Annotated in this window: 10 protein-coding genes; 8 read left to right on the top strand and 2 right to left on the bottom strand. The window is 69.1% G+C overall.

Translation table 11 applies throughout. The features are described from left to right. The coding region (locus KIP79_RS33415; protein WP_214108957.1) for a siderophore-interacting protein at positions 1-705 on the bottom strand (705 nt) is incomplete at its 3' end. Between the two features lie 140 nt (positions 706-845). Between KIP79_RS33415 and KIP79_RS33410 the strand changes: the two genes are divergently transcribed. The 8 genes from KIP79_RS33410 (at position 846) to KIP79_RS33375 (ending at position 7742) form a co-directional block, all read left to right on the top strand. After that, on the top strand, positions 846-1562 hold the full coding sequence (locus tag KIP79_RS33410) for a hypothetical protein (protein WP_214108956.1): 717 nt from the start codon (positions 846-848) through the stop codon (positions 1560-1562). Further along, positions 1559-2002: a hypothetical protein gene (locus KIP79_RS33405; protein ID WP_214108955.1), complete on the top strand. Its 444-nt coding sequence runs from the start codon at positions 1559-1561 to the stop codon at positions 2000-2002. The genes KIP79_RS33410 and KIP79_RS33405 overlap by 4 nt, the downstream gene beginning before the upstream one ends. A 138-nt stretch (positions 2003-2140) precedes the next feature. Further along, positions 2141-3442, top strand: coding sequence for a type III glutamate--ammonia ligase (gene glnT / locus KIP79_RS33400; protein WP_214108954.1), 1302 nt, complete (start codon positions 2141-2143; stop codon positions 3440-3442). Then, positions 3442-4119: a class II glutamine amidotransferase domain-containing protein gene (locus KIP79_RS33395; protein WP_214108953.1), complete on the top strand. Its 678-nt coding sequence runs from the start codon at positions 3442-3444 to the stop codon at positions 4117-4119. The genes glnT and KIP79_RS33395 overlap by 1 nt, the downstream gene beginning before the upstream one ends. After that, the gene (locus tag KIP79_RS33390) at positions 4104-4763 is read left to right on the top strand and encodes a GltB/FmdC/FwdC-like GXGXG domain-containing protein (RefSeq protein WP_214108952.1); all 660 of its coding nucleotides are present in this window, start codon (positions 4104-4106) and stop codon (positions 4761-4763) included. Before KIP79_RS33395 ends, KIP79_RS33390 begins: the two co-directional genes overlap by 16 nt. Continuing rightward, complete coding sequence (locus tag KIP79_RS33385; protein WP_214108951.1) at positions 4760-6025, top strand: FMN-binding glutamate synthase family protein; 1266 nt, start codon at positions 4760-4762, stop codon at positions 6023-6025. The genes KIP79_RS33390 and KIP79_RS33385 overlap by 4 nt, the downstream gene beginning before the upstream one ends. Further along, positions 6022-7170, top strand: a complete 1149-nt coding sequence (locus tag KIP79_RS33380) for an NAD(P)/FAD-dependent oxidoreductase (RefSeq protein ID WP_214108950.1) — start codon at positions 6022-6024, stop codon at positions 7168-7170. The genes KIP79_RS33385 and KIP79_RS33380 overlap by 4 nt, the downstream gene beginning before the upstream one ends. Further along, positions 7167-7742 carry a helix-turn-helix domain-containing protein gene (locus KIP79_RS33375; protein ID WP_214108949.1) on the top strand — a complete coding sequence of 192 codons (576 nt, stop codon included), beginning with the start codon at positions 7167-7169 and terminating at the stop codon, positions 7740-7742. Before KIP79_RS33380 ends, KIP79_RS33375 begins: the two co-directional genes overlap by 4 nt. Here the strand turns inward: KIP79_RS33375 and leuA are convergent. Next, positions 7711-9423: a 2-isopropylmalate synthase gene (gene leuA, locus KIP79_RS33370; protein WP_214108948.1), complete on the bottom strand. Its 1713-nt coding sequence runs from the start codon at positions 9421-9423 to the stop codon at positions 7711-7713. The two genes, KIP79_RS33375 and leuA, sit on opposite strands and share 32 nt — an antisense overlap. Positions 9424-9506 lie beyond the last annotated feature (83 nt).

Raw genomic sequence — 9506 nt, 5'->3', positions numbered from 1 at the left:
GAAGAAGGGGGTGGGTGGGGTGGGGAGTTCGAGGGCGGTGTGGAGGGCCAGGGTTCCGGGGGTGGTGCCGGAGGGGCGGATCAGCCAGTCGATCTGGACGCCGGGTGGGGCGGTGAGGTCCTGGCGGTCGGCCTGGTCGGGGAGTTCGATGAGGGCGTGGCCGCGGGTGTCGGGGGGCAGGGAGGCGAGGATGCCGGCCATGGCGGGTAGGCCGGTTTCGTCGGCGATCAGGCGGACGTGGGTGAGGGAAGGGTCGGGGTTGAAGCCGATGCCCTCGTCGAGTAGGGCCACGAGGTCGCCGGGGGCGCAGGATTGGGCCCAGGTGGCCGCGGGGCCGGCGGTGCCGTCTGATGGGGAGCCGTGCAGTACGAAGTCGATGTCGAGTTCGGGGCCGTGGGGGCGGTAGGCACGGACGGAGTAGTTGCGCAGAACAGGTCTGGTCGCCTTGGAGACGGTCAGGAATTTCAGGTACGACATGGTGGTGAGCCTGGCGGGCACGCGGGCCAGCGTGGCGCCGTCGCCGACCGGGATGAAGAGGCGGAACCACTGGTCGAAGCCCATGGGCGTGAAACGGCGTAGTTCTTCCCCGCCGAGGGTGACCCGGGCGAAGTGCGGGGAGAGGCGTTCCCTGCGCAGGACCTGGAGGGTGATGAGCTCGGCGTTGTCGGGCTTGATCGCGGTCTTCGACAGGTTCTGGCTGGCCATGTTCAGCCCCTTTCTGTGCCGCGCCAGAATAGCAAACTTAGGTTTGCCTTACCTAACTTTGCGTCCCAATCTGTGATCGGCTCCCCCGGCCACCCGCGGAATGAGATCATGTGGATCCCCCTGACAGCGAGGAGACGTGGATGTCCAAGCTCACCGCGATGACCGGCATCAACGAAGCCCTGAAGAACACCGCGCTCGCGACCGCCAGAGTCTGGAACCCGTTCCCCTCGATCGCCGACAGGCCGACCTCGCAATTCAGCTCCCCGCCCGGGAACGATCCGAAGGTGCCCGAATTCATCCCGGACAGCCAGCGGTTCGACAACCTCAAAAGCCTTGAAAAGCGCAGCTTCGCCGCCTCCGCGAAGCACTGCGGGCTGATGAACGAGGACCAGGAGTGGAACGATCTAACCGCCACCATCTTCGAGCAGCTCCGGGCCCGCCTGAAGTCCGACTACCTGAAGCGTGGCGCCGAGTCGCTCGGCAACTTCCCGAGCGGCGTCTGCACCATGTTCGCCTGCGCGGTCCTCGGCTTCCTGGCGCGGAACCACAACCTGCTCGACGAGGGATCGGTCGTCGAACTCTTCAAGTACGACGGCACGCAGGGCGGCCACGCCTTCGTCGTGGTCAACCGCGCAGGAACCGCCAACCAGGTCAACACCTGGGGAGCCGAGTGCTACACCATCGACCCCTGGTACGCCCGGCATCGCGGCAATCCCCCCGGTTCCAACCCCGTCAAGGACATGACAACGGGCACGGACTTCTCCGATGCGACTTTCAACCAGTTCCTTGAAGAAGCCACCTCCCGTACGGCCCAGGTCACCTTCTCCCACCAGGACCTGATCAAGGCGTTCGGGTGATCTCACGCCGCGCGTTGGTGTTGCTCGCCCTGATCCCGGCGCTGGCCGGCTGCTGGTGCGGGCTGGGCGTCCGGCGGGAGGTGCCGGTGCCTCCCGCCTCGGCCAAGCCGGAGGAAGTCGTGCTCGCCTATATCGAGGCGATGGTCGGCAAGGACAAGGAGACCGCAAGAGCCGTCATGGTGCCGGACACAGACTTCGAGACCGAGTTCAGCCATCCGAACTATCCGTTCCAGAGCTGGATCTGGGCGAATGACATCACCATCGGCGAGGCATCAGACACCACCGACTGCCCGAAGGGGGAGAGATGCCAGTCGATGGGGGTCACCATGCACCTGTGCGAGGTGGACAACCCGTCATTGCCTGACGGTAACTTCGCCCACACCTTCTGGGTCCAGTACGTGAAGGACCGGTGGCTCGTGTCCGGGTTCGGGAGCGGCTGAACCGATACCGGGGGCCGTAACCCCGGAGTACGCGGAGCTCGGCGGAAACAGGGTCGAAACTGGGCAGGCATCTGGTGGCAACAGGGCGGTTGTTCACTTCCGTTCAACGCGGGTGACCAGCAGTGAACGGAGCCCAGGATGGCGAGCTCACTTGGTGAGTTGGCGAGTGCCGACAATGTGCGGTTTCTGCTTGCGACCTTTGTGGATCTGACGGGGAAGCCGTGCGCCAAGCTCGTGCCCGTCGAGGCCGTGGCGGAGCTGGAGGCGGAGGGGGTCGGGTTCGCGGGGTACGCGGCGGGGGCATTGGGGCAGGAGCCTTATGACCCGGACATCATGGCTATTCCGGATGTGGGGTCGTACACACCGTTGCCGTTCCTGAGGGAAGGGCTGGCGCTGGTTCACTGCGATCCGCATGTGAATGGGGAGCCGTGGCCGTATGCGCCTCGGGTGATCCTGCGGCGGTTGCTGGAGAAGGTGCCGTACACGCCGTACGTGGGGGCCGAAGTCGAATATTTCCTGCTTCAGAGGGATGAGACGGGCAAGCTGGTGGTGGCGGACGCGCGGGACGGGGCCGCTCAGCCCTGTTACGACGCCCGCGGGGTCACCCGCATGTACGACCACCTCACCACCGTGTCGACGGCGATGAACACCCTCGGCTGGGGCAACTACGCCAACGATCACGAGGACGCCAACGGGCAGTTCGAGCAGAACTTCCGGTTCGCCGACGCGCTGACCACCGCCGACCGGGTGATCACTCTCCGGTACGTGCTGCACATGCTGGCCGAACGCCGGGACATGATCGCCACGTTCATGCCCAAACCGTTCACCGAGCGCACGGGCAGCGGGCTGCACCTGCATCTGTCCCTCTGGGATGAGGAGACGCCGCTCTTCCCGGGCGAGGACGACCCGCGTGGGCTGGGGCTGTCCAAGCTGGCGTACGCCTTCGTGGGCGGGGTGCTGGAGCACGCGGCCGGCCTGCACGGAGTGATCGCCCCCACGGTCAACTCCTACAAACGACGCGGAGCGGCGACCACCAACTCGGGGGCGACCTGGTCGCCGAAGCGGGCGAGCTACGGGGGCAACGACCGTACCCACCTGCTCCGGGTGCCGGAGGGCAACCGGGTGGAACTGCGCGGCGGCGACGGCTCGGCCAATCCATACCTGGCGATCGCGGCCGTGCTGGCGGCAGGGATGGACGGGATCGAGCGGGATCTGGATCCCGGGGATCCGAGCGGGCCAGGGAAGTTCCCCGATTCGGCGGCGGAGTTGCCGGTGACGTTGCTGCACGCGATGGAGGCGTTCGAGCGTGACCCGGTGGTGAGCGGGGCGCTGGGCGCGGAGGTGGCGGCCTACTACGCGGGTCGTAAGCGCGAGGAGTTCTTCGCGTGGCACAACACGGTGACGCCGTGGGAGATCGACACCTACCTGACGGCCTTCTGATGTGCGGCATCACGGCCATCCAGGTACGGGACGCCGCACTCCGGCCCAAGCTCGGAGAGCTGATCACGGCGATGCTGGGCCAGGTCGCCGACCGCGGCCCTGACTCCGCCGGAATCATGATTTATCCAGAAAAACGGGTGCTTAAGGGGGTTGGCCACCCCACAACCCTGGCCACCGAGTGGCGATTGCACGAAATTTCGGGCACGCAGGCGATCGCGCACACCCGCATGGCCACCGAATCGGCGATCACCGCAGCCCATTGTCACCCGTTCGTCGTCGGCGACGCCCTCTCCCTCGTCCACAACGGCTCCTTCGCCAACCATCACACGATCCGCCGCGAACTGACCGCCCAGGGCGTGGAGTTCGACAGCGACAACGACTCCGAGGTGGCCGCCAGGTTCCTGGCGTACCGGATGGCCCAAGGCGACGACCTGGAGAAGGCGATCCGCCTGCTCTGCGAGCGTTTCGATGGTTTCTACACCCTGGCCATCCAGACCCCGCAGGCGTTCGCCGTGGTCCGCGACATCATCGCCTGCAAACCCGCGATCATCGCCGAAACCCCCGGCTGGGTGGCCATGGCCTCGGAGTACCGCGCCCTCGCCGTACTCCCCGGCATCGAATCCGCCCGTGTGTACGAACCCGAGCCGGAGGAGGTCTACCTGTGGACATTGACCTGAGCACCACCGACGTGCGCACCACCAACGCCGCCCTCCGCGCCCTGCCCGCGGGAACCACCGCCCGCCTGGTCAACCCGGCCGGAAAACACAACCTGGCCGTCGGCCTGACCGAGCCGATCACCGTGGAGATCGACGGCACCGCCGGATACTACGCCGGAGGCCTCGGCAAGAACGCCACCGTACTGGTCCGCGGCACCGCCGGCTGGGGCGCCGGGGAGAACCTGATGTCCGGCCTGGTCCAGGTGGACGGCGACGCCTCCCAGAGCCTGGCCGCCAGCGCCCACGGCGGCACGATCGTGGTACGCGGCGACGCCTCGCTGCGCGCGGGCATCTCACTCAAGGGCGCCACCGTCCTCGTCGGCGGTGACGTCGGCGACCACTGCGGCTTCATGGCCCAGGCGGGCACCATCCTGATCGGCGGCGACGCCGGCCGCGGCCTCGGCGACTCCCTCTACGAGGCCGTCATCTACGTCGCCGGAAAAATCAAGGACCTGGGCGCGGACGCCCGGATAGAGGACCTCACCGCCGAAGACGTGGAACTCATCGCCGACCTCGCCAAACGCCACGGCTTCGACCACATCGACCCGGAGAACGTCAAACGGGTGGCCTCCGCCAAGCAGCTCTACCACTGGGGCAGTCCATGAGCTATGACGACATACGGGAGCGGGCACGACTCGGCCGGTACCCGATCCGGGGCGGGGGCGCCCGGCGGAAGATACCGACCTTCGACGACCTGACGTTCCTCACCGCGAGCGCCTCCCGCTACCCCCTGGAGGGCTACCGGGAGCACTGCGCGACAAGAACCGTCCTGGGCGCCAAAAACGCCCGCGACCCCGTGGTCCTGGAGATCCCGATCACCATCGCCGGCATGTCCTTCGGCGCCCTCTCCGCCCAGGCCAAGGAGGCCCTCGGCCGCGCCGCCAGCGAGGTCGGCACCTCCACCACCACGGGGGACGGCGGCATGACCCCCGAGGAACGCATGAGCTCCAAAACCCTGGTCTACCAGTGCCTGCCGTCCCGCTACGGCTTCAACCCCGACGACCTGCGCGCCGCGGACGCGATCGAGATCGTGCTCGGCCAGGGCGCCAAACCGGGCGGCGGCGGCATGCTGATGGGCCAGAAGCTGGGCCCCAGGGTGGCCGCGATGCGTACCCTCCCCGAGGGGATCGACCAGCGCTCGGCCTGCCGCCACCCCGACTGGACCGGCCCCGACGACCTGCTCATCAAGATCGAGGAACTCCGCGAGGCCACCGGCTGGCGGGTCCCGGTGTTCGTCAAGATCGGCGCCACCCGGGTCTACCACGACGTGCGGCTGGCCGCCGTGGCCGGCGCCGACGTGGTCGTGGTGGACGGCATGCAGGGCGGCACCGGCGCCACCCAGGACGTGTTCATCGAGCACACCGGCATCCCCACCCTGGCCGCGGTACGCCAGGCCGCCGACGCCCTGGCCGACTTCCCCGAGGTCAAGCTGATCGTCTCCGGCGGCATCCGCAGCGGCGCCGACGTGGCCAAGGCGCTCGCCCTCGGCGCCGACGCGGTCTCCATCGGCGTGGCCGCCCTGGTCGCCCTCGGCTGCAACGACACCGTGCACGACTTCGGCCCCGCCTCCTACGACGACCTGGGCACCACCCCCGGCGACTGCACGGCCTGCCACACCGGCGGCTGCCCGGTCGGCATCGCCACCCAGTCCCCTGGCCTGGCCGCCCGCCTGGACCCGGTGCGCGGCGCCCAGCGGGTGGCCAACTACCTGCGCGCCCTCACCATGGAGACCACCATGCTGGCCCGCGCCTGCGGCAAGGCCGACGTGCACCACCTGGAGCCGGAGGATCTGGTGGCGCTGACCGTGGAGGCCGCCGCCATGGCGAGGGTGCCGCTGGCCGGGACCGAGTGGATCCCCGGCCGATGAGCGCCCACGAGGTGGTCATCGTCGGCGGCGGCCTGGAGGGCATGTCGATCGCCGCCGCGCTCACCAGACGTGGGGTGCGCGACGTGCTGGTGCTGGAGCGCCGGACCGTGGGCTCCGGCGGCACCGGCAAGTCCAGCGGCATCGTGCGCTGCCACTACGGGGTCCCGATCCTGGCCGCGATGGCCTGGGAGGGCGTGCGTTTCTTCGAGAACACCCCGGGGCTGGGCTTCCGCCGTACCGGATACGTCGTCGGCGTCGGCCCGGAGAACGTCGCCGCGCTGGAGGGCAACGTCACGGCACAGCGGAAGCTCGGCATCGAGGTGTCGATCATCGGCCACGACGAGGTCCTGGCCATGTGGCCGGGCCTGGAGACCAAGGACTTCGCCGCGTTCGCCTACGAGCCGCGCGGCGGCCACGGCGACGCCTACCGCACCTGCCAGCACTTCGCCGAGAGCGCCAGAAGGAGCGGGGCCCGCATCCTCCAGCACACCCCGGTGGCGGCCCTGGTCACCGACGGGGACCGCGTCACCGGCGTACGGCTGGCCGACGGCAGGCGGGTGAGCGCGGGCACCGTGGTGGTCGCCGCGGGCGCCTGGTCCACCGCCCTGGTCGCCCCTGCCGGGGTGGACCTGCCGGTCCACGCCGTCCGCGAGCCCATCGTGATCGCCGACCCGGGCAAACCCGTCGGCGAGGTCCCGGTCTTCTCCGACCTGGTCAGCCTCCAGTACGTACGGACCGAGCCGGACGGCCGCCTCCTGATCGGCAACAGCGACCTGTCCACCCCCGAACCCGCCGACCCGGACCGCTACCTCAACCGCGCCACCGACCCCGACCTGGAACGCGCGGCCACCAGGTTCACCACCCGCTTCCCCGGCCTGCCCGACGTCTCCTTCGCCACCTCCTACGCGGGCTGCTACGACGTCACCCCCGACTTCAACCCGATCATCGGCCCGGCGGGCCCGGCGGGCCTGTTCGTCGCGGCGGGCTTCAGCGGCCACGGCTTCAAGATCTCCCCCGCCGTCGGCCGCATCGCCGCCGAAATGATCACCGGCGCCGACCTGCCCGACTTCCGCCTCACCCGCTTCGCCGAGGGCCGCCCGCTGACCAGCCCGCACCCGTACGCAGGGGCGGGTGAGATGCGGTGACGCTGGAGGAGACCATCGCCCAGCGCACCAAGGAGTACCGCCGGGCCGCCGGGCTCTCGGTGAGCCTGCTGGCGCAGCGGGCCGGGCTCTCCAAGGCCATGCTCTCCAAGATCGAGAACGCGCAGACCTCGTGCAGCCTGACCACGCTGGCCCGCCTGGCCGAGGGCCTGGACATCCCGGTGACCGCGCTGTTCCGCGGCGTGGACGTGGAGAGCGAGGCGGTCTACACCCCGGCCGGGCACGGCGCCGAGATCGTCCGGCGCGGCAGCCGGATCGGCCACCACTACCAACTGCTCGGCGCCCTGCGTGGAGCCGGCCGCCGCCTGGAACCGGTGCTGGTCACGCTCACCGAGTCCAGCGAGGTCTTCCCGCTCTTCCAGCACCCGGGCACCGAGTTCCTGTACATGCTGGAGGGGATCATGGTGTACGGACATGGAATGGCCGGCTACACCCTCTCCCCCGGCGACTGCCTCCAGTTCGACGGCGCGGGGCCGCACGGACCCCAGCGCCTGGTCGAACTGCCGATCCGGTTCCTCTCGGTTACCGCGTGGCCCGATTCACCGCCGAGATGATCGCCTTGAGCGAGGCGGTGGTGGTGTTGGCGTCGATGCCGACCCCCCAGAGCGCCTTGCCGTCGATCTCGACCTCCACGTAGGAGGCGGCCTTGGCGTCGGTGCCGGCGCTCATCGCGTGCTCGGTGTAGTCGAGCACCCGGACGTGCACGCCGACGCTGGTGAGCGCGTCGCAGAAGGCCGAGATGGGGCCGTTGCCGCTGCCCTTGATCTCGCGGATCTGGCCGTCCACGCGGACGTCGGCGCTGATCGCGTCCTGGCCGTCGGCCGAGGAGGTGTTGCGGTGGGCGAGCAGGCCCAGCCGTCCCCACGGCTGCCGCGGGTTGGGCAGGTACTCGTCGGTGAAGATCGACCACATCGCGGCCGGGGTGATCTCGCCGCCCTCGGTGTCGGTGTGCGCCTGGATCACCCGGGAGAACTCGATCTGGAGACGGCGCGGCAGGTCGAGCTGGTGGTCGGCCTTCATGATGTAGGCCACGCCGCCCTTGCCGGACTGGCTGTTGACCCGGATGACCGCCTCGTAGGTGCGCCCGATGTCCTTCGGGTCGATCGGCAGGTACGGCACCGCCCACGTGTACTGGTCCACCGGCACCCCGGCGGCGGTCGCGTCCCGCTCCAGGTGCTCCAGGCCCTTCTTGATGGCGTCCTGGTGGGAGCCGGAGAAGGCGGTGTAGACGAGTTCGCCGCCCCACGGGTGGCGCGGGTGCACCGGCAGCTGGTTGCAGTACTCGACCACCCGGCGGATCTCATCGATGTCGGAGATGTCGACCTCGGGGTCGATGCCCTGGGAGAACAGGTTCATGCCCAGGGTGACCAGGCATACGTTGCCGGTGCGCTCGCCGTTGCCGAACAGGCAGCCCTCGATCCGGTCCGCCCCGGCCTGGTAGCCCAGCTCGGCGGCGGCCACGGCGGTGCCCCGGTCGTTGTGCGGGTGCAGGGAGAGCACGACCGAGTCCCGGTAGGCCAGGTGCCGGTTCATCCACTCGATCTGGTCGGCGTACACGTTGGGGGTGGCCATCTCGACGGTGGCCGGGAGGTTGAGGATGACCTTGCGGTCGGGGGTGGGCTGCCAGACGTCGTTGACGGCGTTGCAGATCTCCACCGCGTACTCCAGCTCGGTGCCGGTGAAGGACTCCGGGGAGTACTGGAAGTAGATCTCGGTCTCGCCCATGTTCTCGGCGAGCTTCTTGCAGAGCTTGGCGCCCTCCACCGCGATGGCGGTGATGCCCTCCTTGTCCTGGCCGAAGACGACCCGGCGCTGGAGGGTGGAGGTGGAGTTGTACAGGTGCACGATGGCCTGCTTGGCCCCGCGCAGCGACTCGAAGGTGCGCTCGATCAGCTCGGGGCGGGCCTGGGTGAGGACCTGGACCACCACGTCATCGGGGATCCGGTCCTCCTCGATGATCTGCCGGATGAAGTCGAAGTCGGTCTGCGAGGCGGCCGGGAAGCCGACCTCGATCTCCTTGTAGCCCATGCTGACCAGCAGCTCGAACATCTTGAGCTTGCGGTGCGCGTCCATCGGGTCGATCAGGGCCTGGTTGCCGTCCCGCAGGTCCACCGCGCACCAGCGGGGGGCGCGGTCGATGACCTTGTCGGGCCAGGTGCGGTCGGTCAGCCGGATCGGCTCGAAGGGGGTGTAGCGATGGAAGGGCATGGGGCTGGGCTGTTGCCGCGGATACATGGAAAAGGGCTCCTCGTCGGGGTCACATGGCAAGTGGCCGACGCGCATGGCTCGCTCCGCGGCGAGGGAGCCGGCCTGCTACA

This window comes from Acrocarpospora catenulata, from assembly GCF_018476525.1.
Lineage (GTDB): Bacteria > Actinomycetota > Actinomycetes > Streptosporangiales > Streptosporangiaceae > Acrocarpospora > Acrocarpospora catenulata.
Note: the sequence above shows the minus strand (reverse complement) of the source record. Positions and strands in the feature narration are given on the sequence as shown.

Coding starts and splice junctions, on each gene's coding strand:
- KIP79_RS33410 (WP_214108956.1), top strand. CDS start 846: ATGTCCAAGCTCACCGCGATGACCGGCATCAACGAAGCCCTGAAGAAC.
- glnT (WP_214108954.1), top strand. CDS start 2,141: ATGGCGAGCTCACTTGGTGAGTTGGCGAGTGCCGACAATGTGCGGTTT.
- KIP79_RS33395 (WP_214108953.1), top strand. CDS start 3,442: ATGTGCGGCATCACGGCCATCCAGGTACGGGACGCCGCACTCCGGCCC.
- KIP79_RS33385 (WP_214108951.1), top strand. CDS start 4,760: ATGAGCTATGACGACATACGGGAGCGGGCACGACTCGGCCGGTACCCG.
- KIP79_RS33380 (WP_214108950.1), top strand. CDS start 6,022: ATGAGCGCCCACGAGGTGGTCATCGTCGGCGGCGGCCTGGAGGGCATG.
- leuA (WP_214108948.1), bottom strand. CDS start 9,423: ATGTATCCGCGGCAACAGCCCAGCCCCATGCCCTTCCATCGCTACACC.